This window comes from Cedecea sp. B1(4) (genome assembly GCF_059414925.1).
Genome location: NZ_JCAHMZ010000002.1, coordinates 568,214 through 591,590, shown reverse-complemented (window position 1 = coordinate 591,590; position 23,377 = coordinate 568,214). Strand labels below are relative to the sequence as shown.

The 23,377-nt window shown below is 59.7% G+C and carries 22 protein-coding genes; 11 read left to right on the top strand and 11 right to left on the bottom strand.

Features of this window, described 5'->3' with window-relative positions:
- Nucleotides 1–22: 22 nt before the first annotated feature.
- The 9 genes from ACR6JA_RS06125 (at nt 23) to ACR6JA_RS06085 (ending at nt 8,802) form a co-directional block, all read left to right on the top strand.
- A complete protein-coding gene (locus tag ACR6JA_RS06125) occupies nt 23–682 on the top strand; it encodes an AzlC family ABC transporter permease (RefSeq protein WP_494493264.1) in 660 nt (219 codons plus the stop codon).
- On the top strand, nt 682–1,005 hold the full coding sequence (locus ACR6JA_RS06120; protein ID WP_166873561.1) for an AzlD domain-containing protein: 324 nt from the start codon (nt 682–684) through the stop codon (nt 1,003–1,005). Before ACR6JA_RS06125 ends, ACR6JA_RS06120 begins: the two co-directional genes overlap by 1 nt.
- 255 nt (nt 1,006–1,260) lie before the next feature.
- Nucleotides 1,261–1,500 carry a DUF2554 family protein gene (locus ACR6JA_RS06115; protein WP_213714446.1) on the top strand — a complete coding sequence of 80 codons (240 nt, stop codon included), beginning with the start codon at nt 1,261–1,263 and terminating at the stop codon, nt 1,498–1,500.
- A gap of 118 nt (nt 1,501–1,618) precedes the next feature.
- Nucleotides 1,619–3,244, top strand: a complete 1,626-nt coding sequence (locus tag ACR6JA_RS06110; protein WP_494493082.1) for a TIGR04028 family ABC transporter substrate-binding protein — start codon at nt 1,619–1,621, stop codon at nt 3,242–3,244.
- Nucleotides 3,245–3,253: 9 nt separating this feature from the next.
- Nucleotides 3,254–4,198 carry an ABC transporter permease gene (locus tag ACR6JA_RS06105; protein WP_008461425.1) on the top strand — a complete coding sequence of 315 codons (945 nt, stop codon included), beginning with the start codon at nt 3,254–3,256 and terminating at the stop codon, nt 4,196–4,198.
- A complete protein-coding gene (locus tag ACR6JA_RS06100) occupies nt 4,195–5,055 on the top strand; it encodes an ABC transporter permease (protein ID WP_494493081.1) in 861 nt (286 codons plus the stop codon). Before ACR6JA_RS06105 ends, ACR6JA_RS06100 begins: the two co-directional genes overlap by 4 nt.
- Nucleotides 5,052–6,671, top strand: coding sequence for a dipeptide ABC transporter ATP-binding protein (locus ACR6JA_RS06095; protein WP_213714454.1), 1,620 nt, complete (start codon nt 5,052–5,054; stop codon nt 6,669–6,671). The genes ACR6JA_RS06100 and ACR6JA_RS06095 overlap by 4 nt, the downstream gene beginning before the upstream one ends.
- A complete protein-coding gene (locus tag ACR6JA_RS06090; RefSeq protein ID WP_494493080.1) occupies nt 6,668–7,714 on the top strand; it encodes a putative FMN-dependent luciferase-like monooxygenase in 1,047 nt (348 codons plus the stop codon). The genes ACR6JA_RS06095 and ACR6JA_RS06090 overlap by 4 nt, the downstream gene beginning before the upstream one ends.
- Nucleotides 7,711–8,802, top strand: coding sequence for an alkylhydroperoxidase domain protein (locus ACR6JA_RS06085; RefSeq protein WP_494493079.1), 1,092 nt, complete (start codon nt 7,711–7,713; stop codon nt 8,800–8,802). The genes ACR6JA_RS06090 and ACR6JA_RS06085 overlap by 4 nt, the downstream gene beginning before the upstream one ends.
- 69 nt (nt 8,803–8,871) lie before the next feature.
- On the opposite strand, the gene paaK is transcribed toward ACR6JA_RS06085, so the two are convergent.
- Genes paaK through paaA form a run of 11 tightly spaced genes read right to left on the bottom strand, consistent with a single transcriptional unit; the run spans nt 8,872 to nt 18,386 of the window.
- Nucleotides 8,872–10,188 (bottom strand): phenylacetate--CoA ligase PaaK, encoded by a 1,317-nt coding sequence (gene paaK, locus ACR6JA_RS06080; RefSeq protein WP_494493078.1) that lies wholly within the window; start codon nt 10,186–10,188, stop codon nt 8,872–8,874.
- A gap of 23 nt (nt 10,189–10,211) precedes the next feature.
- Nucleotides 10,212–11,420 carry a 3-oxoadipyl-CoA thiolase gene (pcaF, locus tag ACR6JA_RS06075; protein WP_494493077.1) on the bottom strand — a complete coding sequence of 403 codons (1,209 nt, stop codon included), beginning with the start codon at nt 11,418–11,420 and terminating at the stop codon, nt 10,212–10,214.
- On the bottom strand, nt 11,417–11,842 hold the full coding sequence (gene paaI, locus ACR6JA_RS06070; protein WP_494493076.1) for a hydroxyphenylacetyl-CoA thioesterase PaaI: 426 nt from the start codon (nt 11,840–11,842) through the stop codon (nt 11,417–11,419). The genes pcaF and paaI overlap by 4 nt, the downstream gene beginning before the upstream one ends.
- A complete protein-coding gene (locus tag ACR6JA_RS06065; protein ID WP_494493075.1) occupies nt 11,832–13,256 on the bottom strand; it encodes a 3-hydroxyacyl-CoA dehydrogenase in 1,425 nt (474 codons plus the stop codon). The genes paaI and ACR6JA_RS06065 overlap by 11 nt, the downstream gene beginning before the upstream one ends.
- 2 nt (nt 13,257–13,258) lie before the next feature.
- The gene (paaG, locus tag ACR6JA_RS06060; RefSeq protein WP_213714593.1) at nt 13,259–14,047 is read right to left on the bottom strand and encodes a 2-(1,2-epoxy-1,2-dihydrophenyl)acetyl-CoA isomerase PaaG; all 789 of its coding nucleotides are present in this window, start codon (nt 14,045–14,047) and stop codon (nt 13,259–13,261) included.
- Nucleotides 14,047–14,814 carry a 2,3-dehydroadipyl-CoA hydratase PaaF gene (paaF, locus tag ACR6JA_RS06055; protein ID WP_494493074.1) on the bottom strand — a complete coding sequence of 256 codons (768 nt, stop codon included), beginning with the start codon at nt 14,812–14,814 and terminating at the stop codon, nt 14,047–14,049. The genes paaG and paaF overlap by 1 nt, the downstream gene beginning before the upstream one ends.
- Nucleotides 14,814–15,881 carry a 1,2-phenylacetyl-CoA epoxidase subunit PaaE gene (paaE, locus tag ACR6JA_RS06050; RefSeq protein ID WP_213714471.1) on the bottom strand — a complete coding sequence of 356 codons (1,068 nt, stop codon included), beginning with the start codon at nt 15,879–15,881 and terminating at the stop codon, nt 14,814–14,816. Before paaE ends, paaF begins: the two co-directional genes overlap by 1 nt.
- 7 nt (nt 15,882–15,888) lie before the next feature.
- Complete coding sequence (paaD, locus tag ACR6JA_RS06045; RefSeq protein ID WP_494493073.1) at nt 15,889–16,383, bottom strand: 1,2-phenylacetyl-CoA epoxidase subunit PaaD; 495 nt, start codon at nt 16,381–16,383, stop codon at nt 15,889–15,891.
- A gap of 10 nt (nt 16,384–16,393) precedes the next feature.
- Entirely contained in the window at nt 16,394–17,149 is a 756-nt protein-coding gene (gene paaC, locus ACR6JA_RS06040; protein WP_494493071.1) for a 1,2-phenylacetyl-CoA epoxidase subunit PaaC, read from the bottom strand.
- A gap of 8 nt (nt 17,150–17,157) precedes the next feature.
- Nucleotides 17,158–17,445 (bottom strand): 1,2-phenylacetyl-CoA epoxidase subunit PaaB, encoded by a 288-nt coding sequence (gene paaB / locus ACR6JA_RS06035; protein ID WP_494493070.1) that lies wholly within the window; start codon nt 17,443–17,445, stop codon nt 17,158–17,160.
- 11 nt (nt 17,446–17,456) lie between these two features.
- A complete protein-coding gene (gene paaA / locus ACR6JA_RS06030; protein WP_494493069.1) occupies nt 17,457–18,386 on the bottom strand; it encodes a 1,2-phenylacetyl-CoA epoxidase subunit PaaA in 930 nt (309 codons plus the stop codon).
- A 284-nt stretch (nt 18,387–18,670) separates the two neighbouring features.
- Between paaA and paaZ the strand changes: the two genes are divergently transcribed.
- Both paaZ and tynA read left to right on the top strand, forming a co-directional pair.
- Nucleotides 18,671–20,716, top strand: coding sequence for a phenylacetic acid degradation bifunctional protein PaaZ (gene paaZ / locus ACR6JA_RS06025; RefSeq protein WP_494493067.1), 2,046 nt, complete (start codon nt 18,671–18,673; stop codon nt 20,714–20,716).
- Nucleotides 20,717–21,026: 310 nt separating this feature from the next.
- Nucleotides 21,027–23,300, top strand: coding sequence for a primary-amine oxidase (gene tynA / locus ACR6JA_RS06020; protein ID WP_494493066.1), 2,274 nt, complete (start codon nt 21,027–21,029; stop codon nt 23,298–23,300).
- The last annotated feature ends 77 nt before the right edge of the window (nt 23,301–23,377 follow it).

Sequence of the window (23,377 nt, the reverse complement as noted above, 5' to 3'; positions counted from 1 at the left end):
TCGATATGGAAAACATAAGATGATGCTAGAACATCTCCGCACCCTGCCCGAAGACACCAAAAAAGCGATATTTCTGGTCTGCCTGGCCGTCGGCGTCGTGGGCGTCTCCTACGGCTCGCTGGCGATGGCCTACGGGTTCCCGCTCTGGCTGCCGGTTCTGGCCTCTTTTGTCGTGCTGGCGGGGGCATCCGAATTTATGTTTATCGGTATTATTGCCAGCGGCGGTAATCCTTTTGCCGCCGCGATGGCCGGTCTGCTGGTCAACGCCAGGCATATTCCGTTTGGCGTCGCCGTGCGGGAACTGGTGGGCACACGCCTGCTAAGCCTGTTGGGCTGCCATATCATGAACGACGAAAGCGTGGTGTTCGGGCTGTCCCAGGCCACGCCTGAAAAACGCAAAGCCGCCTACTGGCTCTGCGGGGCTGGCGTCGCGCTCTTCTGGCCCGCAGGAACGCTGCTTGGCGCAGGCGTAGGCAGCCTGCTTCCCTCTCCGGAGGTTATCGGGCTGGATGCTGTATTCCCGGCTATCCTGCTGGCGCTGGTGATCCCGGCGTTTAAAAGCCGTACCACCCTGGTTCGCGCCTCGACCGGGGCCGCCATTTCACTTGCCGCCACGCCTTTCGCCCCCGTTGGCCTGCCGGTACTGCTTTCAATGCTGGGCCTGCTGGCGAGGAAAAAATAATGACCAATACATTCACCGTGCTTGCCGGCCTGGCCGTACTCTCCGCAGGAACATGGCTGATGCGCTTCAGTGGCGCAAAGCTCGGTAGCAAGCTGGCGCTTTCCGAACGCTCGCAAAAGCTGCTTAACGACGGGGCAACGACGCTGCTGTTTTCGGTGGCGCTGGCAACCACCTTTTTTGAAGGCGCGCACTTCGCCGGATACGCAAGGTTTGCAGGCGTTGCCGTGGCCGTAATCCTTGCCTGGCGCAAAGTACCGCTGATTTTTGTTATTATCGCTGCGGCGCTGGTTACCGCGCTCCTGCGCCTCGCCGGTCTTCACTGATGGGCTGCCGCTTCGGCGCGGCCCTTTGCATATTCAGCCTTAACCACAGCGCAACAAAACGCCTTCCTTGCCCGTTTTTACCTTGCTGACAAACCTTTAAATCACTTTTGATTCACCGAATAGTTTCGTACGGGGGTTATCGCTAGAGTAGCCAGATTGTGTGCTGACACCGCCCCTCACCCTAGCCCTCTCCCTTTGGGGTGAGGGGCGCAAACAACAATCGCTCAAGAAAAAACACCCATGAGGCGTGGCAAGATGGCAATAAAGCAACCGCTCAACATTATCCTGTTATTAATTGTTACCGCACTCTTCTCCGGCCAGACCCTGGCTGAACGTCACGGACATGAATACTTCGTGGTGAAAGATATGGACATTCAGCTTAGCCACCAGGCAGACAGCGACGAACTGCGCCAGGCGGCAGAAGATTCCGCTGATGATTTTCGCGAACACCATCATGCGGTCACCCACAGACGGCCAGCCACCTATTTACGTTAAGTCGATTTTCAACAATCGTTAGTAAATTTTCTTCGTTCTCATCCTTTATTGCCTGAGTTGTTATGAGTTTCAAGGCGCTGCGTGCGCCGCTAACAATCAGACAATAAAGGATAACGCCATGCCATCATCGCCTCGCCAGAACACGATCGCTCGCGGTCTGGCATTAGCAGCAGCCTTTGCTGCTTTCAGCACCAGCGCCGCCCCGGTAAAAGGCGGGGAATTGGTCTACCTGGAACAACAGGCTCACACTAACCTTTATCCTCCGGCCGGGGGCTTTTACCCGAATGGCGGCATCCTGAACCAAATTACCGACAAACTGACCTGGCAAAACCCCAAAACGCTGGAAGTGGAACCGTGGATCGCCGAATCCTGGACCAGCAATGCCGACAAAACCGAATACACCTTCAAGCTGCGCCCTGGCGTGACTTTCTCCGACGGCACCCCTCTGGATGCCAATGCCGTGGCCAAAAACTTTGATACCTACGGCCTCGGCAACAAAGCCCTGCGTCTGCCGGTATCTGAGGTGATCAACAACTACGACCATAGCGAGGTTGTTGACCCGCTGACCGTCAAATTTTTCTTCAAAAAACCGTCACCGGGATTTTTACAGGGCACGGCAACCATCGGCTCCGGCCTGGTTTCCCTGAAAACGCTGTCGCGCACCTTTGACGAGCTGGGCGATGCCCGCAACATCATCGGTTCCGGCCCGTTCGTGGTGCAAAACGAAACCCTGGGCCGGGAAGTCGATCTGGTCGCGCGTAAAGACTACCAGTGGGGGCCGAAAAACAGCCCGCAGCAGGGGCCAGCAAACCTCGACGGTATTAAGATTCTGGTGACGCCGGAGGACAGCGTGCGCATCGGCGCGCTGCTGGCGGGCCAGGCGGACTTTATTCGCCAGGTGCAGGCCTATGACGAAAAACAGGCCACCGATCAGAAGTTCCCCATTTACGCCGCCCCGACCCGAGGCGTGAACGACGGCATAGCGCTGCGCCCGGATAACCCGCTGGTCGCTGACGTTAAAGTTCGCCAGGCGCTGCTGCACGGCACCAACGCTCAGCAGGTTGTCGACACCCTGTTTTCCGCCAACTATCCGGTTGCCACGTCGGTGATCGCCAGCACCGCAGCGGGCTATGTTGATCTGCGCGACAAGCTGAAATATGACCCGGCGCTGGCGAACAAACTGCTTGATGAAGCCGGATGGAAAAAAGGCAGCAACGGTATTCGCCAGAAAGACGGCAAGCCGCTGGCGCTGACCATTTACGAATCCCTGCCGCAGCCGCAGAACAAAGAAGTGCTCCAGCTGGTTGCCCAGCAGTGGAAACAAATCGGCGTGGGCCTGAGCGTGCGCGCCGGGGATGCCGGAAGCCGGGTGCTGGATACCAACGATCCGCAGAAAACCGGGGTTAACGTCATCGAAGTGGGTCGCGCGGACCCGGACGTGATCAAAAGCCAGTTCCATCCGGCCAACCGCGATGCCCTGCTGCAAAAAGGCGGCCTCAGCGCCGACTCCCAGTTTACCGACGACAAGCTGAACGCCCTGCTGGTGGGGATTTCTTCCGAAGTGGATCCGCAGAAGCGCCTGGCGCTGGCGGGCGATGCCCAGCGCTACCTTATCGACCAGGCCTACGTGATTCCGATCTTTGAAGAGCCGCAGGTCTTTGCCGGTGCGCCGTGGCTGAAAGGCGTGGCGTTTGAAGCAGTCGGACGCCCGTCGTTCTACGCCGCCTGGCTTGAAAAACACTAAGGGGCAACCATGACACGTTATCTGGCCGGGCGCATAGCCCAGGCGTTGCTGGTACTGTGGGCGGCCTATAGCGTGTCGTTCATTCTTCTGCAGCTCTTGCCGGGCGATGCCGTCCTGATCAAATTCCAGAACCCGGATCTCGGCCTGAGCGCCGAACAAATTCAGGAGATGCGGGTGATCTATGGCGAAAGCACCCCGCTCTGGCAGCAATATTTGACGACGCTCGGCCATATGCTGCGCGGTGAGTTTGGCTACTCCATCGAGGCTGGAGTGTCCGTCAGCCAGCTGATTGCCGCCAACCTTCCTTCGACGCTGCGGCTGGCCGGGCTGGGTTTTGCCGCCGCGATTATTCTTGCCGTGGGCATTTCAGCGGCCTCTACGCTAGCCCCGCTTCGCTGGCTGAGAACGCTATTTGCCAACCTCCCCGCGCTGTTTATTGCCGTCCCGACGTTTTGGCTCGGCATTGCGCTCATCCAACTGTTTTCCTTCCAATGGCGCCTGATTCCGGTGATCAACCCCGGCTTCTGGCAGGGGCTGATTTTGCCGGTCGCCACGCTTGCGGTGCCCATTAGCGCCCCGCTGGCCCAGCTGCTGATGCGCAATATCGACCAGGTGCTGACTCAGCCGTACGTCGCCGTTGCCAGGGCAAAAGGCGGCAGCCGCGCCGGGGTACTGTGGCGGCACGTGGCCCGGAACGCCCTGCTCCCGGTGCTGACCGTGGCCGGTTTGCTGCTGGGCGAGCTGATTGCCGGGGCACTTATCACCGAAACCGTCTTTGGCCTTAACGGCCTTGGCCAGTTGACGCAGCGGGCGGTGAATAATCAGGACGTCGCCGTGCTGCAGGCGGTGGTGATGATCTCCGCCCTGAGCTTCGTGGTCATTAATCTGCTGGTGGATGTGCTTTATCCCCTGCTCGATCCGCGCCTTAAGTCTATTCGGGGAGTCACCGCATGACGACTGTTGATATCAATACCCCGCTGCCGCGACGGGCGGTAAGCCGCTTTTCGGGCCTGCGCGATAACGTTCAGCCCGGTCTTTGGCTGGCCTGGTTAACGCTGATTATTGTCGCGCTTTGGGCGCTGTTTCCGGCGCTGTTTACTCAGTGGAGCCCAACCGAAGGCGTCCCGGGCGCGCAGCGTCTTGCGCCACAGGCCGGACACTGGCTGGGCACCGATCAGCTTGGCCGCGATCTCTACGCGCGAATCGTCTGGGGCGCATCTCATTCGCTCTCCGGTGCGCTGGTCGCGGTAGCGCTCGGGCTGGTGGTCGGCACTGCACTTGGCGTCCTGGCCGGGGCAACCGGAGGCAAAACGGAACACGCGCTCATGCGAAGCGTGGATGTCCTGCTGGCGATCCCAGGTCTGCTGCTGTCGCTCAGTGTGATTATTCTGCTTGGATTCGGTACCGTAAACGCCGCCATCGCGGTGGGCGTGACGTCTATCGCGAACTTTACCCGCCTCGCCCGCGCGGAAGTGGTTCGTATTCGCCACAGCGATTACGTCGAGGCAGCGGTCGGCAGCGGCGGCACCTTCCTGCAGGTGCTGTGGCGCCATATTTTGCCGAATGCTTTGACCTCCGTGTTCGCCTTTGCCGCGCTGCAGTTCGGCTCCGCCATTCTGGCGCTGTCTACGCTGAGTTTTCTGGGTTATGGCACGCCGCCGCCGACGCCGGAATGGGGCCTGTTGATTGCCGAAGGTAGGAACTATCTGGCAACGGCCTGGTGGCTTTCCACCTTCCCCGGCCTGGTTGTCGTGGCCGTCGTGCTTGCCGTCAACCGTCTTAGCCACCCTTTTGCCCGGAGATCGTCATGAATACGCCGCTGTTAAAAATCACCGACCTGAGCATCGCATGGCGCCATCGCGGGGGTAACAAACGCGTGGTGCATAACGCCTCCTTTAGCCTGAACGCTGGCGAGGTGCTGGCAATTGTGGGCGAATCCGGCTCAGGGAAAACCACCCTCGCCCAGTCGATTATTGGGCTGCTGGGCGACAACGGCGTAATTGAATCCGGCGAAATTCATCTCAACGGGGAAGCCATCAGCCGCTGGTCTGAACGCCAGCTCGATGCCCTGCGGGGAGCCAGCATCAGCCTGATCCCGCAGGATCCGGGCAGTTCCCTGAACCCGGTAAAAACCATCGGCGAACAGGTGGCCGAAGTGCTGAAACTTCACACGCGGTTGCCTAAAGCCGAGCGGGAAAGCCAGGTTGTGGCCCTGCTAGAAAAAGTGGGCTTGAGTCACCCTGCGCAGCGCGCTGGGCAGTATCCGCACCAGCTTTCCGGCGGGATGAAGCAGCGGGTGCTGATCGCCATGGCTATCGCCCTGAAACCCGCGCTGATTATCGCTGATGAGCCGACCAGCGCGCTGGACGTTACGGTGCAGAAACGCATTCTTGATTTGTTGGATACTCTGCGGCGCGAGTCCGGTACGGCAGTGCTGTTCGTCACCCACGACCTGGCGCTGGCCGCCCAGCGTTCCGACCGTATTCTGGTGTTCCGCGACGGGCGAATCCAGGAGGCTGGCCCTACGGCTAATGTAGTTAAGCAGCCTAAAAATCCCTATACCCGCCAGCTGTTTGCCGATGCGCCAGGGCTGTCTCGCACACTGCGAGCATGGCCTTTACGCGCCCCGCAAACGGCGGCCATCGAAATCCGTAACCTCAGCCAGCACTTCTCCCTGGGGAAAGACAGTGACCAGACGCTCCGGGCTCTGGACAACGTGTCATTTACCGTAGCCAAAGGCACCACCCACGCGCTGGTTGGCGAGTCAGGCTCAGGTAAATCCACGCTGGCGCGCATTCTGCTTGGCTTCCAGAAGCCGGACAGCGGGCAAGTGCTGATCGACGGCATCGACACCACCGATCTCAGCCCGGAAGCGCGCCGTCAGCTCCGGCAGAAAATTCAGCTGGTGTACCAGAACCCCTTCGCCTCGCTCGATCCGAGCCAGACGCTCTTTCGCATCATCGAGGAGCCGCTGCTTAACTTCGGCAAGCTGTCGAAGGCCGAGCGGCGCGCTAAAGTAGAGGCGATTACCGAACGCGTGGCGCTCCCGCTGGAGGCATTGACCCGCAAACCTCGTGAACTTTCCGGCGGGCAGCGGCAGCGCGTGGCTATAGCCCGCGCGCTGATTCTTGAGCCGCAAATTCTGGTGCTGGATGAAGCCACCTCTGCGCTGGATGTCACGGTACAGGCACAAATTCTGCGTCTGCTCGACGACCTGCAGCAGCAGCTCGGCCTGACTTACCTGTTTATCTCCCACGACCTCGCCACCGTGCGCCAGCTGGCCCACAGCGTTTCGGTGCTGCGCGCCGGAGAACTGGTGGATAACGGCCCGATTGCCGACGTATTTAACGCCCCGGCCAGCGATTACACCTGGCAGTTGCTGAACGCTATTCCCGATATTGGCTTTGGCCATAAGGACGTTGCATGACCATTAAACGACTGGGCTTTTTTACCCGCCTGCTTGACCATGCCCCGGCAGCAGAACGCTACCGGCTGGCAACGGAACAAATTATTCACGCTGAATGGCACGGTTTTGATGCCGCCTGGGTGGCGCAGCACCACTTCCACGAAGCCGAAGGCGGCCTTCCCGCCCCACTGGTGTTTCTCAGCCACGTTGCGGCGCATACCCGGCGCATCCGCCTTGGCACGGGGATTATTACCTTGCCGATGGAATCCGCGCTGCGCGTGGCCGAAGACGCGGTTGTCCTGGATCTGCTTAGCGGCGGGCGCTTTGAACTTGGCGTCGGCTCCGGCGGCACACCGGGCTCCTTTCCGGCATTTGGGTTACAAAGCGCGGAAAGGGGCAAAATTTACGCCGACAACCTCTCATTACTGCGCTCAGCCCTGAACGACGAGCCGCTTGCGGGCACGGATAACCATCTTTACCCGGCCTCCCCGCAGCTAAAAAACCGCATCTGGCAGGCGACTTTTTCTGTTGACGGCGGCGCGCGGGCAGGAAAAGCGGGCGACGGGCTGATGCTTTCCCGAACTCAGCCTCGCCCGGCTGACGCGCTGGATACCCCGCTGGATGAGATACAAAACCCGATCATCGATGCCTATCTGGACGCCTTGCCCGAGGGCGTTGAGCCTCGCATCCTCGGCTCCAGAACCGGTTTTGTCACCGACGACGGCGAGTTGGCAAGGCAGCTAGCGGCCAAAGGTCTGCGCCAGCAGGCAGAACAGCATCGGGCGCAGGGGCATCCGGTATTGGGCGAGACGCTGGATAACCATATTGCCTCGTTTGACGTTCACCTGGGGACGCCGCAGCAGGTCATTGCCTCGCTGACACGCGACAGCACGCTCCAGCGCGTGACTGACCTTTCGTTCCAGGTGCACTCCATCGATCCGCCGCATGCCTACATTTTGCGTTCTATTGAACTGCTGGCGCAGCAGGTTGCCCCGGCGCTCGGCTGGGTTCACAGCAGCGCCCGCCCAACCTCTACCTCGTCATTGTCTAAGGAGTCATTATGAGTCATTCGGATTTGCTCAATCATCTGGCGGGCGTTATTCCCGGCACCGCCCTTGCGGAGGCGCGGGAAATCCGCGAGGCCGCCACAGCCCACGCGCAGGGCAGCTATGAGGCGCTTTTCGGTGAGGCAAGTTCAGGTGGCCTGAGCCTGCCAGAAAGGTTGCATCTCGCGAGGCGAGTAGCGGACTGGCACGACGATGCCCGGCTCGCGGACCATTACGCCCAGCGTCTGGCTGGCCAACCCGCCAGCGAAGGCTTTAGCGCTTTGCTCGATCATGCCGAAAGGCTGAGTTTCCAGCCCGTTCAGGCGGGGCCGCAGGACGTCCAGACACTGATTCAGGCGGGCTTTAGCGAAGAGGAAATTGTGACACTGTCACAAATTATTGGCTTCGTAGCCTTCCAGAGCCGTCTGCTGCGTGGCCTGCGCCTGATTGGCGGCCAGCCGGTAGACGGCGAACAGGTTCGCATTCCCGCCGCCGGAGAGTGGCACCGCCAGCCGTTAACCGCCCGCGGCAAATCCGCTCCGGTGGCGTTTACCCAGGCCGAGCTTAACTGGGAACCCTGGATAGCCGCCCTGCCTTACGCGGAATACGACCCGGAACAGCAGGCAACCCTGAAACGTTTTGGGCATCAGGATTCGGATTATTTCCGCCTGTTGGGCCGTAATCTGCCGGTGCTGGAACAGCGCACGCTCACCGATAAAGGCATTTTCTATACGCCGGGCGGTTTGCCTCGCGCCGAGCGCGAACTTGCCGCCACGGTTGCCAGCAAGATCAACGGCTGTATTTACTGCGCCTCCGTGCACGCCCGCAAGGCCAGCCAGCTGTCAAAACATAACGAAGCGATTGAACGTCTACTGGCCATCGAACCTGGCGGGACGCTGAGCGACGGGCAATCCCCTCGCTGGCAGGCGGAAATTAACTTTTCGGCGGCATTATCCGCCACTCCGGCAAGCGCTAATGCGCAACAGATACATGCCCTGAGGGAACTGGGATTAAGCGAGCTTGAGTTGTTGGATTTGGTACAGTCCACGGCCTTTTTCGCATGGGCTAACCGCCTGATGCTGACCCTGGGCGAGCCTTTTAACTGATTGCAGGAAGGCAAACGTGCCGGGGAATTATGATCCACCGGCACGCTTGAGTGAAACCGTCACGGATGATTAATGATTCGCCGCCTGACGAAGATCGCACACCCGGATAGCTTTTCCTTCTGAACGCGGCAGGCTGCCGCAGTTCACAATGGTGATATCCGTTGAAATCCCCACCATCGACTTAATGCGGTGGCGCAGCTCATGGCAAACCGCGCAGCGCTGTTCGTGGCTGAGATACAGGCTGCTTTCCTTCAGTTCCACCTTGATCGCCAGGGTATCCAGGTGCCCGCGACGATGCACCTCCAGCTGATAATGTGGCGCCAGGTGCTGGAATTTCAGGATCTCCTCTTCCAGCTGGGACGGGAACACATTCACGCCCCGGATAATCAGCATATCGTCTGAACGGCCGGTTATCTGATCCATTCGGCGCATGGTACGAGCGCTGCCCGGCAGCAGGCGCGTTAAATCGCGGGTACGGTAGCGGATCACCGGCAGCGCCTCTTTGGTCAGCGTGGTGAACAGTAGTTCGCCGTGCTCGCCGTCGTCCAGCGGGACACCGCTCTGCGGGTCAACGATTTCCGGGTAGAAATGGTCTTCCCAAATCGTCGGGCCATCCCGGGATTCCAGGCATTCCATTGCCACGCCCGGTCCCATCACTTCCGACAGGCCGTAGATATCCAGCGCGGTAATGCCCAGGCGACGTTCGATTTCCGCCCGCATCGCTTTGGTCCACGGCTCAGCACCAAAAACCCCGACGCGGAGCGAGCAGCCGCTGGCGTCGCCGCCCATCTGCCGCTCCAGCTCTTCAATCAGATTCAGGCACCAGGACGGCGTGACCATGATCATGTCCGGTTTAAAATCACGGATCAGCTGCGCCTGTTTTTCCGTCTGGCCGCCGGACATCGGGATCACTGTCGCCCCGAGGCGCTCTGCGCCGTAGTGCGCCCCCAGCCCGCCGGTAAACAACCCGTAGCCGTAGGAGACGTGAATTTTATCTTTGGGTGTTCCGCCTGCGGCACGCAGCGAACGCGCCACGAGGTTAGCCCAGGTATCAATGTCGTTTTGGGTGTAGCCCACAACGGTAGGTTTGCCCGTGGTGCCGGAGGAGGCATGAATGCGAACCACCTGCTCCATCGGCACGGCGAACGTGTCAAAAGGATAGTTATCGCGCAGATCCTGCTTGGTGGTGCACGGGAACAGGCGAATATCTTTCAGCTCTTTAAAATCGTCAGGGTGCACGCCCATGGCGTCAAATTTGCGCTTATACATCGGGACGTTGCTGTATGCGTGATTCAGCGTCCATCTCAGGCGCTGCGTCTGCAGGGCCTGGAGCTCATCCAGCGATGCGGTTTCAATCGGTTCCATCTTAGTTTCAGAGGTTATCATTATTAGGGTACTCGCAGGTTTGACTAGCTCACACGCTCAAGGACCAGGGCAATGCCCTGACCCACACCGATACACATGGTGCAAAGGGCATACTGCCCGCCGCGCCGGTGCAGCTCCAGGCTGGCCGTTAACGCCAGTCTGGCACCGCTCATCCCCAGCGGGTGTCCCAGGGCAATCGCGCCGCCGTTAGGATTCACATGCGGGGCATCATCCGGGAGCCCCAGTTGGCGAAGCACGCCGAGCGCCTGCGCGGCGAAGGCTTCGTTGAGTTCAATCAGATCCATGTCATGGATGCTTAATCCGGTCATCTCCAGCACTTTACGCACCGCAGGCACCGGCCCCAGCCCCATCAGGCGAGGCTCCACGCCCGCCGTCGCCATCGCGACAATGCGCGCCTTAGGCGCGAGGCCGTGCTGCAGCGCGGCGGCTTCACTGGCGATAAGCAGCGCTGCAGCCCCGTCGTTCACGCCGGAAGCATTGCCCGCCGTCACGACGCCGTTCGCGCGGAACGGCGCTTTTAGCGCAGCCAGCTGTTCAAGCGAGGTTTCCGCACGCGGGTGCTCGTCTTCCCTTACTTCCGTCACCGCGCCTTTGCGACCGCTCAGCGTGACCGGCACAATCTCTTCAGCCAGAATGCCGTTCTGCTGCGCGAGAGCGGTACGCTGCTGGCTGCGAAACGCAAACCGGTCCTGGTCTTCACGGCTTACTTTTAACAATTCCGCTACATTCTCTGCCGTTTCCGGCATGCTGTCAGTACCAAATTGCGCTGCCATGAGCGGGTTCACAAAACGCCAGCCAATGGTGGTGTCAAACATCTCGGCCTGGCGCTGGAACGGCGAGCTGGCTTTGCCCATCACAAACGGTGCCCGAGACATGGATTCCACCCCACCCGCCAGCATGAGCTGGGCGTCACCGGCTTTGATGGCGCGAGCCGCAAAGCCCACGGCATCCAGCCCGGAGCCGCACAGGCGGTTGATCGTGGTGCCCGGCACAGTCTGTGGTAAACCGGCCAGCAGCGTCGCCATGTGCGCCACGTCGCGGTTATCCTCCCCGGCCTGATTCGCGCAGCCAAAAATCACGTCGTCTACGGCGCTCCAGTCGAGAGTGGGATAGCGTGCCATTAGCGCTTTTAGCGGCAGCGCGGCCAGGTCATCCGCGCGCACGCTCGCAAGCGCGCCGCCGTAGCGGCCAATCGGGGTGCGTACCCCATCGCAAATAAAAGCCTGACTCATAATTTATCTCCTGAAACCGTCGTCCCGATGCGATGGGCGCGGCCGCGAAACAGCGCCAGCGTCTTCTCGTCGTGATTCATGATCTCGATGTCGTAGACGCCCGTCTGCCGCCCCTGCTGGCGCACCCGAGCCACCGCTTTAAGCCGGTCCCCGGCCTTGCCGGGGCGCAGAAATTCAATGCTGCAGCCGGAGGCCACCGCCGCCAGCCCCTGGCTGTTGCAGGCGTAGGCAAAAGCGGTGTCGGCGAGCGTAAACAACTGCCCGCCGTGACAGGTCTGGTGCCCGTTAAGCATGGCCTCAGTGATGGTCATGGTGAGCAGCGCAAAACCGTCGCCCATCTCAACCACTTCAATGCCCATCTGTCTGGCGCAGTTGTCCCGCGCGTACATCACGCGGGCGTTATCCCAGGCGTTAGTGCTCATGTTGGTTCTCCAGCAGCGCGCGCTGGCGCAGTAAAGAGGTCGGGCGGTAGCGTTCTTCGCCGTAATGGCGCTGCAGATTTTCCAGTAGCGTCAGAATGTTTTGCCAGCCCAGGCGGGCTCCCCAGGCCAGCGGCCCATGCGGATAGTTCACGCCGAGCTGCATCGCGGTATCGATGTCGGCTTCCGCAGCCACGCCTTTCTGCAGCGCATCCAGCGCTTCGTTGGCGAGCATCGCCACGGTGCGCCAGGCCAGCATGCCGGGGTAGTCACCGATCACCAGCACCTGTTTACCCTGCTGCTGGAAGTAATGGGTGACCTTCGCCAACTGCTGAGGCGTGACCGAAGCCGACGGCGCCAACACTTCCAGCGAAGACTCGGCGAGTCTGTCCCGCAGCACTACCGGGCGTTTCAGCTCGGCCGACATGGCGGAGGCCGTAATACCGCTGGTTATGGCAACAGCGATGCCGTCAATTTCAAGAGTTTTACCGACCTGCGTGACCTGTTTAGCCGCCAGTTCGGCAGGCACTTGAGGCTGATACTCCGGTTTCGCCTCAAGCGGCCAGCGGTAGACGCCCTGCCCGGTTTTCTTGCCCAGCCGCTTGCCAAGCACCAGTTCCTGCTGGGTGAGAGAAGGCAGGAAACGACGTTCCTGCCAAAAGGCGTTAAACACCGAGCAGGTGACGGCGAAGTTGACGTCCTGACCTATCAGATCCGTTAACGCCAGCGGCCCCATCGGGAAGCCCGCCCCGTCGCGTAACGCGGCATCGATAGCCGCTGCCGGGGCAACCTGCTCCTCCAGCGCGCGCCAGGCCTCGGCATAAAAAGGCCGTGCCACGCGGTTAACGATAAAGCCCGGCGTGGAGTGGCAGCGCACCGGCTGTTTTCCCCAGCGCAGCGCCAGCTCGCAAAGCCGCTCGGCAATCTCCGGCGAAGTTTCCAGGCCGCTGACCACTTCGACCAGTTTCATCACCGGCGCAGGGTTAAAGAAATGCAGTCCGACCACGCGCGCCGGATGGCTGATGCCGCTGGCGATGGCGGTGATAGAAATGGATGAGGTATTGCTGGCAAAGACGGTATCAGCCCCGCAGATCGCCGCTAAATCGCGGAAGATGGCCTGCTTGACGTCAATTTGTTCGGCGGCGGCCTCAATCACCAGCGCGGCCTGAGCCAAATCAGCCAGCGTTTCCGCTGGATGCAGCCGGGCAAGCGTTGACTGACGGAACGCCTCGTCAAGTTTGCCTTTGGCTACACGGGCGCTGAGGGCGGTATCAATGCCGTCTATCGCACGCTTTGCTGCGCCGGGCTGAATGTCGTACAGCCACACCGTATGACCCGCGCTGGCGGCCACCTGGGCAATACCTGCGCCCATGGTGCCGCTGCCAATCACCGCAATCACGGCCTCAGGAGTTAACATACTTATTTCCCCTTAAAGGTGGCCGGGCGCTTCGCCAGAAAAGCAGACACCCCTTCGCGGTAATCTTCGCTGCGGCCAGCCAGGCGCTGATAGTCGCGCTCCAGGTCGAGCTGGGCGTCCAGGGTGTTGGTTTCCGAGGCGTAAAGCGCCTGCTTGATAAGCCCCAGGCCAAAAGTCGGCTGGGTGGCAAAGTGCTGGGCCAGTTGGCGGGCGGTATCGCTGAGCTGCTCGTCGTCCACGACCTGCCAAATCATGCCCCAGTCGTGCGCCTGCTCGGCGGTTAGCGTGTCGCCAAGTAACGCCAGCCCCATAGCACGCGCCCGCCCGGTCAGGCGAGGCAAGAACCAGGTGCCGCCGCAGTCGGGCACCAGCCCCAGCTTGCTGAAAGACATAATAAATTTTGCTGAACGCGCGGCGATAACCATGTCGCAGCCCAGCGCCAGCGTGGCCCCGGCTCCTGCCGCCACGCCGTTAACCGCCGCAATCACCGGCTTTGGCAATTTCGCCAGGCGGCGCAGCAGAGGGTTATAAAACGTTTCAACCGAGTAGCCGAGGTCCGGGGCGTCACCGCTTGGGTCAACGTTGCGGTCGTTGAGATCCTGCCCGGCACAGAAGCCGCGCCCTGCGCCAGTGATTAGCAGGCAGCGGATGGTTTCGTCCCGCTCGGCCTGGGTGAGAACTTCCGCCAGTTGGCGATGCATTTCGTCGTTGAAGCTGTTCAGCCGCTCCGGGCGGTTGAGGGTAAGGGTCATCACCCCGCTTTGCACATCGCTGACAATAAAACTCATGATTAGCGTCCTTTGAATTCAGCAGGTCGTTTTTCCAGGAAAGCGGCGAGGCCTTCCCGACGATCTTCGGTGGCGGCGAGCAGCGTAAACAGCTGGCGCTCCTGGAGCAGCCCCTGACTCAGGCCCGTGTTCTGCGCCTGCTGAAGCGCATTTTTGGCGGCCTGCAGCGCTAGCGGCGCATGACGAGCAATACCGGTGGCAAGCTTCTGCGCGTATTCCAGCGTTAGGGCTGTGGGATGCACTTCGGCGACCAGCCCGGCACGTAAAGCCCGATCCGCGTCGATAGCTTCACCGCTCAGCACCATGCGGTACGCCAGCGCTTTGCCTACGCTACGAATAAGCCGCTGCGTGCCGCCTGCGCCGGGCATAATCCCCAGCGTGATTTCCGGCAGGCCGAAGCGCGCGTTATCCCCGGCCACGATGATGTCGCTCAGCAGCGCCAGCTCGCAGCCAGCCCCGAGCGCATAGCCGTTCACGGCAGCGATCAGGGGTTTAGGGAAACGCTCGAGACGAGCCCAAAGCTGTGGCCGGGGGTCGTTGAGCGTGGCGGGCATATCCCGGCTTGCCATCTCTTTGAGATCGGCTCCGGCAGCAAAAAAACGTTCGTTGCCGGTAATGATGACGGCACCAATGGCGGCGTCCTGCTGCGCAGCTTCGAGCGCTTCGGCAATCAACGTCAGCAGCGCGTTGTTGAGCGCGTTCCGCGCCTGCGGGCGGTTCAGCGTCAGGGTTAACACCCGGCCGTTTTGTTGGCTAAGAAGTTCGCTCATCACAACCCCTGCGCGTCAAAATCGAGCACCACGTCGTCGCCCTTCGGCAGCGCCTGGCAGCTAAGGACGTAGCCTGCGGCCAGCTGATCCGGCTCCAGGCTGTAGTTGACGCCCATTTCCACTTCGCCCTGCAGTACCTTGCAGCGGCAGGTGGCGCAGACGCCGCCTTTGCAGGCATACGGCAGATCCGCGCCCTGGCGCAGGGCCGCGTCGAGAATGCTTTCGTCCCCGGCGGTCAGGGTAATCTGGCGATCTACGCCGTCCTGGCGCAGGGTGACGGTTTTACCCGCCGCCTGCGCGCGGGAACGGGCGCCCGGCGCAATGCCCGGCGTGTTGAAATGTTCGAGGTAGATATCCTGAGGCGCGACGCCCATCTCTTTCAGCGCGGTTTCGGTGGCCTGCATCATGCTTTGCGGGCCGCAGATAAACGTGCGGTCAAAGCCTTTGACGTCCAGCAGGTGGTCGCCAAGCTGCTTCATTTTTTCGCCGTCCAGCCTGCCGCTGAGCAGGTCGCTGTCCGATCTTTCCTGGCTGAAAAGGTAAATCAGCTGCAGGCGCTGCGGGTAGCGATCTTTCAGGTCGGCCAGCGCCTGGCGGAACATCATGCTGGCGCTGCTGCGGTTGCCGTAAACCAGGGTCACACTGCTTTCTGGCTCGGTGGCGAGCGTGGCGCCGATAATGGCCAGCATCGGCGTGATGCCGGAGCCGACGGCTAGCGCCAGATAGTTGCCGCGAGTTTCCGCTTCCGGCTGGTAGCCAAACGTCCCCTGCGGCACCATCACCTCGAGCGACATCCCGGCGGTTAAATCGCTGACCGCATATTGTGAAAAACGACCACCTTCAATGGCTTTTACCGCCACGCAGATTTCGCCGGGATCCTCAGAGCGGCAAATAGAGTAGCAGCGGCGCAGCTCTTCCCCGCCCAGCCGGGCTTTCAGCGTCAAATGCTGCCCTGGACGAAAGCGATACTGCCCGCGCAGCGCGTCCGGCACCGCAAAGGTAATCGCTACCGCCTCTGCGGTTTCGGGTTCGATGCGTGCCACTTTCAGGGAATGAAACGTTGTCATAGCATCCTCAAATACATTTAAAGTAATCAAAGGGTTCCCGGCAGCTGTCGCAGCGGTAAAGCGCTTTACAGGCCGTGGAGCCGAATTCACTGATGAGCGACGTGTGTTCGCTCCCGCAGCGTGGGCAAGTTACCTGGGCGGCGACCGTCGCGTGGCAGGCATGTCCCTGCGGCGGGCTGATGCCGTATTCGCGCAGCCGGGTTTTCGCCTCCGGCGACATCCAGTCCGTCGTCCAGGCGGGATGCAAAACCTGCCTGATGTGCACCGGACTTATCTTTGCGCCTTCCAACGTTTCCCGGATGGCGGCCAGCAAAAATTCAGTGGCCGGGCAGCCGGAATAGGTGGGCGTAAAACCGATATGCCAGCCGTCCGGACGGTGCTCGACGCTGCGTACCATCCCGAGGTCGGTGATGGTCAGCACCGGGATTTCCGGGTCGCTGATTTCACTCAGCAGACGCCAGACGTCGCGGACGGCAGCGGGCTGAAGCGTGGCGGTTTGCATCCTCTCCTCCTTACCACTGCTGGTTCGGGTAAGCGCGCTGCAGGTATTGCATTTCAGCCAGCAGCGGGCCGAGGTGTTCGGTGTGTAAGCCTTGCTTCCCACCGGTGCGGTATGGCTGCTCTGCCGGGGCCTGCAGCGAGGCATCGCTCAGTCCGGCGGTCACTTCTTGCAGCCATTCGGCCTTGAGGCTAAGCGAGTCGACGGCGATGCCCTGCTTCGCCAGCATGGTTTCCAGCTCATCGGCAACGAACATTTCGCCGCTGAAGCGCCATAGTTTGTTTAAAGCACTTTGCGTTTTTGTCTGCGAAAGCTCAGTGCCGTTGCCCAGGCGAACCAGCCAGCCCCGGCTGAAGCGCAGGTGATAGCGCACTTCTTTAATGGCTTTGGCTGCGATGGCCGACAGTTGCGGATCTTTGCTTTCTACCAGGCGGCTGAACAGCGAGACGTGCCACGCGTCCAGCAAGTACTGACGCACCAGCGTTTCAGCGAAATCACCGTTGGGCTGTTCCGCCAGCAGCAGATTGCGGTACTCGCGCTCGTCGCGGCCAAAGGCCAGCCTGTCTTCGTCGAGGTGCTCGCCTTCGAGCTCGGCGGCGTAGGTCAGGAAGTTGCGCGCCTGGCCGAGCAGGTCGAGGCCAATGTTGGCCAGCGCCAAATCAATCTCCAGCTCCGGCGCATGGCCGCACCAGGCGCTCAAGCGCTGGGCCAGCACAAGGCAGGTGTCGCCGAGGCGCAGGCTGTAGGTCGCTACAGGATCGCGTGTCATTGGCGGCCTCACATGTGCTCGATGCCGTCAGGCAGCGTGTAAAACGTTGGGTGGCGGTAGACTTTGCTGTCTGCCGGGTCGAAAAATTCCGGGCGCTCTTCCGGCTGGGAGGCGACGATTTCGCTCGCTTTCACTACCCAGATGGAGCAGCCTTCGCTGCGGCGGGTGTAGGCGTCGCGCGCGTTTTCCAGCGCCATCTGGTCGTCGGCGGCGTGCAGGCTGCCAACGTGGCGATGGGACAGCCCATTTTTATTGCGAATAAAGACTTCGTACAGCGGCCAGTAAATTTTGCTCATCTCTTACTCCTTCAGGCGGCGGTGCGGGCCTGTTGTTTTTCGGCATACGCAAGGGCGGCTTCGCGCACCCATGCTCCCTCTTCCCAGGCTTTACGCTTGGCGGCGAGGCGCTCTTCGTTGCATAAGCCGCGCCCGGCCACCACTTCGTTGAATTCCTGCCAGTCGATCTCGCCAAAGCGGTAATGGCCCGTGGCCTCATCGCGATACAGATCGGGATCCGGCACGGTCATGCCCAGCAGCTCAACCTGCGGCACGGTATTGTCGACAAAGCGCTGGCGCAGCTCGTCATTGCCGAAGCGTTTGATTTTCCAGGCGAGGCTTTGGGCGCTGTTCGGCGAGTTGTCGTCGTTGGGTCCGAACATCATCAGCGCCGGCCACCAGAAGCGGTTAATGGCGTCCTGCAGCATCTGGCGCTGTTCGGGGCTGCCGTTCGCCAGCACGGTGCAGGCTTCAAATCCCTGCCGCTGGTGGAAGCTTTCTTCTTTGCAAATTTTCACCATCGCCCGGGCGTACGGGCCATAGGAGGTCCGGCACAGCGCAACCTGGTTAACGATGGCGGCCCCGTCCACCAGCCAGCCAATCACGCCGATGTCGGCCCAGTTGAGCGTCGGGTAGTTAAAGATGGAGGAGTACTTCATCTTGCCGTCGAGCATCTTCTGGTAGATATCTTCCCGGGCGCAGCCCAGGGTTTCCGCCGCGCTGTAGAGGTACAACCCGTGCCCGGCTTCATCCTGCACTTTGGCCAGCAGAATGGCCTTGCGGCGCAGGCTGGGGGCGCGAGTTATCCAGTTACCTTCCGGCAGCATGCCGACGATTTCCGAGTGCGCATGCTGGCCTATCTGACGGATCAGCGTTTTGCGGTAAGCCTCCGGCATCCAATCCTGTGGTTCGATGGCTGTTTCCTGCTGGATGCGCTCATCAAAGCGTTCTTGTTCTGTCACGGCATCACCTTATGATTCAATTTAACTCAACAAATTGCGATATTGCGAATCACTTAATGATTAAAAGTTACAGATAAGTTAACGAAGATCGCAAAGATTACACCGTATGTTTGTGAGGGCTATCACGTTAAATATCGCAGAAACAATACTTATCATTGAGATAAATCAAAAACAAAAAACACAACCCATCACAATGTTAACAATTTATTAAATTACAGCTTGATTTTTATGATTCATAAAACAAACACTGTAATGATTAAATGCAGCATGTAATGGAGAGTGAGATGCAACAGTTAACCAGCTATCTGTCCGGGACGTGGTTTAGCGGCCAGGGAAAAGAAAGAACTATTTTTCATGCCGTTAGCGGCGAACCGCTGTGGCAGGTTACCAGCGAAGGGGCGGATATGGCGGCGGCAAAGCACTTCGCCATTGCGCAAGGTGGCAAAGCGCTGCAGGCGATGACGTTTATTCAACGTGCCGCGATGTTAAAAGCGGTGGCTAAGCACCTACTGGCGCAGAAAGAAGCGTTTTACCAGGTCTCTTACCAGACCGGTGCCACCCGCGCCGACAGCTGGGTAGACATTGAAGGCGGTATCAGCACGCTGTTTGCCTACGCCGGCATGGGTAACCGCGAGCTGCCGGACGACACGCTGTGGCCGGAAGACGAATTGATGCCGCTGTCCAAACAGGGTGGATTCGCGGCCCGCCATGTACTCACTTCGAAGTCAGGCGTAGCGCTGCACATCAACGCCTTTAACTTCCCCTGCTGGGGAATGCTCGAGAAATTGGCTCCAACCTGGCTGGCCGGGATGCCCGCGATTATTAAGCCCGGCACGGCGAGCGCGCAGTTAACTCAGGTGATGGTGAAAGTGATTGTGGAATCAGGGCTGGTACCTGACGGGGCGATAAGCCTGATCTGCGGTGGCGTGGGCGATCTGTTTGAGCACCTGGATGAGCAGGACGTGGTGACGTTCACCGGCTCGGCCAGCACCGGTCAAAAGTTACGTTGTCACTCAAATATCGTTACCCGTTCAATTCCCTTCACCATGGAAGCCGACTCGCTGAACTGCTGCGTACTGGCGGAAGATGTCACGCCTGAACAACCTGAATTTGCGCTGTTCGTGCGGGAAGTCGTGCGCGAGATGACCGCCAAAGCCGGGCAAAAATGCACCGCCATTCGCCGGATTATCGTGCCGCAAAACCGGCTGGGTTCGGTGATTGAAGTGCTGAAAGCGAAACTGGAAAAAATACAGCCCGGCGACCCGGCTCTAGAAGGCGTGCGCATGGGGGCACTGGTCAGCCTTGAGCAGCGGGATGACGTGCAGCGGAAAGTCGACCAACTGGTTGCCGCCGGCTGTGATGTCCTGCTGGGCGGCAAGGCCGATACTGCGCAGCCGGGCGCGTTCTTCCCGCCAACCCTGCTACTTTGCCAACAGCCTGACGAAACGCCTGCGGTGCATGAGCTTGAGGCCTTCGGCCCGGTAGCGACGGTAATGCCATACCGGGATGCCGAACATGCCATGGCGCTGGCCCGCGCCGGCCAGGGCAGCCTGGCGGGGACGCTGGTGACCGCCGATGAGCAAACGGCACGTCACTTTATTCTCGGCGCGGCCCGCGCTCACGGACGCCTTCAGGTGCTGAACCAGGAATCTTCAGTGGAATCCACCGGGCACGGTTCCCCGCTGCCGATGCTGGTGCACGGCGGCCCTGGTCGCGCGGGCGGCGGGGAAGAACTCGGCGGCCTGCGGGCGGTGAAGCACTATATGCAACGCACCGCCATTCAGGGCAGCCCGACGATGCTGGCCGCCGTTAGCGGGCAATGGAACTACGGCGCAAAAGTTCACGAGGACGCCGTGCATCCATTCCGCAAACATTTTGAGGAGCTGCGCATCGGGGAAAGTATTCTGACTGCCCGCCGCACCGTCACCGAAGCTGATATCACCAACTTCGCCAACCTGAGCGGCGACCGGTTCTACGCCCATACCGACAAAATTGGCGCGGCGGAGTCGTTCTTCGGCGAGCGCGTGGCGCACGGTTACTTTGTGGTGTCTGCCGCCGCCGGGCTGTTTGTTGACCCAGGCGTCGGGCCGGTGATTGCCAACTACGGCATGGAAAACCTGCGCTTTATCGAGCCGGTAAAAATCGACGATACCATTCAGGTGCGCCTGACCTGCAAACGCAAAACCGCCAAGCCTCAGAAGACGGCGGAAGATAAGCCGGTTGGCGTGGTGGAATGGGCGGTGGATATCACCAACCAGCATCAGCAGACTGTTGCGCGCTACTCGATCCTGACGCTGGTGGCCCGTCTGCACGGAGATTTTGCCTCTTAAGACTTCGTCACCGATTCTGTTTTGCCCCTCACCCTAACCCTCTCCCTGGAAGGGAGAGGGAAAATAAAAAACGCCCTCTCTTTTGTTTTCCCTCTCTCCCTTTGGGAGAGGGTCGGAGTGAGGGCTGAAGTTAACCTCACGCTCATCGACCCGGAGTCACAATCCTCCTCGATCCCTCATTCTGGCAACCACAGCAAAACACTTGGCAGGGAGCACAAGGGAAGCCCTGGCGGAAGTTGTTATGTTGAATCCGACAGTCTTTATCCAGCACGCACATAACAACACAACGCACTTTTAAGGTGAGAAAGCGATGACAATGAAAACTGGAAAAAAAGCGCTGGCGCTGGCTATTGCGCTCCTGACTTCGGCGGGGATTAACGCCCCCGCTTTTGCCCACGGCGGCGAGGCACATATGGTGCCGATGCAAAAAACGCTGGCGGATTTTGGCGCCGACGTCCAGTGGGACGATTACGCGCAGATGTTCACCCTCGTGAAAGATGGTGCCTATGTGAAGGTGAAGCCCAACGCCACCTCCGCGATCGTTAACGGCAAAACGCTGAAGCTTGAAGTGCCGGTGATCTTTAAAGGCAAAACGGCGTTTATCTCCGAAGGGTTTATCAATGAAGTCTTCCAGTCCGGGCTGGATCAAACCTTTGCCGTCGAGAAAAAGCCGCACCCGCTGAACTCTCTGAGCACCGGCGAAATTAATAAAACGGTGGAGATAATCAAAAACGCGGCTGACTACAAGCCGACTATTCGCTTTACCGAAATCTCACTACGCGAGCCGCCTAAAGAACAAGTCTGGAAGTTTGTGATGGAGGGCACTAGCGTCAGCCAACCACGCGAGGCGGACGTCATCATGCTGGATGGCCGCCATATTATTGAAGCCACGGTGGATCTGGCCGCCGGGAGAGTTAAGAGCTGGAAACCTATCGAAGGCGTACAGGGCATGGTGCTGCTGGACGATTTTGCCAGCGTGCAGTCAATCATCAACAACAGCAAAGAATTCGCGGAAGCGGTGAAAAAACGCGGTATCAGCGATCCGTCGAAGGTCGTCACAACGCCGCTGACGGTTGGCTATTTCGACGGTAAAGACGGCCTGAAGCAGGATCAGCGCCTGCTGAAAGTGGTGAGCTACCTTGACGTTGGCGACGGCAACTACTGGGCGCATCCGATTGAAAACCTGGTCGCGGTGGTGGATCTCGAGCAGAAAAAAATCATCAAAATTGAGGAAGGCCCGGTCATTCCTGTGCCGATGACGCCCCGCCCTTATGATGGCCGCGACCGGCAGGCCGCCAACCTCAAGCCGCTGGATATCATTGAGCCTGAAGGAAAAAACTACACCATTACCGGCGACACGATTCACTGGCAAAACTGGGATTTGCACCTGCGCCTGAATTCCCGCGTTGGCCCGATTATTTCCACCGTGACCTACAACGACAACGGCACTAAACGGAAGATCATGTATGAAGGATCGCTCGGCGGGATGATTGTGCCGTATGGCGACCCGGACATCGGCTGGTATTTTAAAGCGTATCTCGACGCAGGAGATTACGGCATGGGCACGCTCACGTCCCCTATCGTGCGCGGCAAAGATGCGCCGGCTAACGCGGTCCTGCTGGACGAAACCCTGGCCGATTACACCGGTAAACCTACCACCATTCCGCGAGCTATTGCTATTTTCGAGCGCTACGCTGGGCCGGAATACAAACATCAGGAAATGGGGCAGCCGAACGTTAGCAGCGAACGCCGTGAGCTGGTGATCCGCTGGATAAGCACCGTCGGTAACTACGACTACATCTTTGACTGGGTCTTCCATCAGAACGGCACCATTGGCATTGATGCAGGCGCGACCGGCATTGAGGCGGTAAAAGGCGTGAAGGCTAAAACCATGCATGATGCCAGCGCCAAAGAAGATACCCGGTACGGAACGCTGATCGACCATAATATTGTCGGCACAACGCATCAGCACATCTACAACTTCCGTCTGGACCTGGACGTGGACGGCGAAAACAACAGCCTGACCGCGATTGATCCGGTGGTGAAGACAAATACCAGCGGCGGCCCACGCACCAGCACCATGCAAACGAATGAATACGCGATCAAAAACGAGCAGGACGCCGCGCAGAAATTTGACCCTGGCACTGTCCGCCTGCTGAGCAATCCGAACAAAGAAAACCGCATGGGCAACCCGGTGTCCTACCAGCTGCTCCCGTATGCGGGCGGGACTCACCCGGTCGCCACCGGCGCGAAGTTTGCACCGGACGAGTGGATTTATCATCGCCTGAGCTTTATGGATAAGCAGCTGTGGGTGACCCGCTATAACCCGGATGAGCGCTATTCCGAAGGGAAATACCCTAACCGCTCTGCGCACGACACCGGTTTAGGGGCTTACAGCAAAGACAATCAGTCGCTTGAGAACACGGATAATGTGGTCTGGCTAACCACCGGCACCACGCATATCGCCCGCGCCGAAGAGTGGCCCATCATGCCGACCGAGTGGGTACATGCCCTGCTGAAGCCGTGGAACTTCTTTAACGAAACGCCAACGCTTGTGAAATCAGAGGAAACGACCAGTAAATAAAGGGTTTGCGGCGCGCTATTACAGCGCGCCGTTTATTTAACGCCGAGACTAAATATTCGACCTGGCTTAGGTAGTCA

What these genes read in the sequence shown, in the direction of transcription:
- paaZ (WP_494493067.1), top strand. Translation starts at nt 18,671, where the DNA reads ATGCAACAGTTAACCAGCTATCTGTCCGGGACGTGGTTTAGCGGCCAG.
- ACR6JA_RS06105 (WP_008461425.1), top strand. Translation starts at nt 3,254, where the DNA reads ATGACACGTTATCTGGCCGGGCGCATAGCCCAGGCGTTGCTGGTACTG.
- paaF (WP_494493074.1), bottom strand. Translation starts at nt 14,814, where the DNA reads ATGAGCGAACTTCTTAGCCAACAAAACGGCCGGGTGTTAACCCTGACG.
- paaK (WP_494493078.1), bottom strand. Translation starts at nt 10,188, where the DNA reads ATGATAACCTCTGAAACTAAGATGGAACCGATTGAAACCGCATCGCTG.
- paaD (WP_494493073.1), bottom strand. Translation starts at nt 16,383, where the DNA reads ATGCAAACCGCCACGCTTCAGCCCGCTGCCGTCCGCGACGTCTGGCGT.
- ACR6JA_RS06090 (WP_494493080.1), top strand. Translation starts at nt 6,668, where the DNA reads ATGACCATTAAACGACTGGGCTTTTTTACCCGCCTGCTTGACCATGCC.
- paaB (WP_494493070.1), bottom strand. Translation starts at nt 17,445, where the DNA reads ATGAGCAAAATTTACTGGCCGCTGTACGAAGTCTTTATTCGCAATAAA.
- ACR6JA_RS06095 (WP_213714454.1), top strand. Translation starts at nt 5,052, where the DNA reads ATGAATACGCCGCTGTTAAAAATCACCGACCTGAGCATCGCATGGCGC.
- pcaF (WP_494493077.1), bottom strand. Translation starts at nt 11,420, where the DNA reads ATGAGTCAGGCTTTTATTTGCGATGGGGTACGCACCCCGATTGGCCGC.
- ACR6JA_RS06110 (WP_494493082.1), top strand. Translation starts at nt 1,619, where the DNA reads ATGCCATCATCGCCTCGCCAGAACACGATCGCTCGCGGTCTGGCATTA.
- ACR6JA_RS06115 (WP_213714446.1), top strand. Translation starts at nt 1,261, where the DNA reads ATGGCAATAAAGCAACCGCTCAACATTATCCTGTTATTAATTGTTACC.
- paaE (WP_213714471.1), bottom strand. Translation starts at nt 15,881, where the DNA reads ATGACAACGTTTCATTCCCTGAAAGTGGCACGCATCGAACCCGAAACC.
- ACR6JA_RS06065 (WP_494493075.1), bottom strand. Translation starts at nt 13,256, where the DNA reads ATGTTAACTCCTGAGGCCGTGATTGCGGTGATTGGCAGCGGCACCATG.
- ACR6JA_RS06085 (WP_494493079.1), top strand. Translation starts at nt 7,711, where the DNA reads ATGAGTCATTCGGATTTGCTCAATCATCTGGCGGGCGTTATTCCCGGC.
- paaC (WP_494493071.1), bottom strand. Translation starts at nt 17,149, where the DNA reads ATGACACGCGATCCTGTAGCGACCTACAGCCTGCGCCTCGGCGACACC.
- ACR6JA_RS06100 (WP_494493081.1), top strand. Translation starts at nt 4,195, where the DNA reads ATGACGACTGTTGATATCAATACCCCGCTGCCGCGACGGGCGGTAAGC.
- ACR6JA_RS06125 (WP_494493264.1), top strand. Translation starts at nt 23, where the DNA reads ATGCTAGAACATCTCCGCACCCTGCCCGAAGACACCAAAAAAGCGATA.
- ACR6JA_RS06120 (WP_166873561.1), top strand. Translation starts at nt 682, where the DNA reads ATGACCAATACATTCACCGTGCTTGCCGGCCTGGCCGTACTCTCCGCA.
- paaI (WP_494493076.1), bottom strand. Translation starts at nt 11,842, where the DNA reads ATGAGCACTAACGCCTGGGATAACGCCCGCGTGATGTACGCGCGGGAC.
- tynA (WP_494493066.1), top strand. Translation starts at nt 21,027, where the DNA reads ATGACAATGAAAACTGGAAAAAAAGCGCTGGCGCTGGCTATTGCGCTC.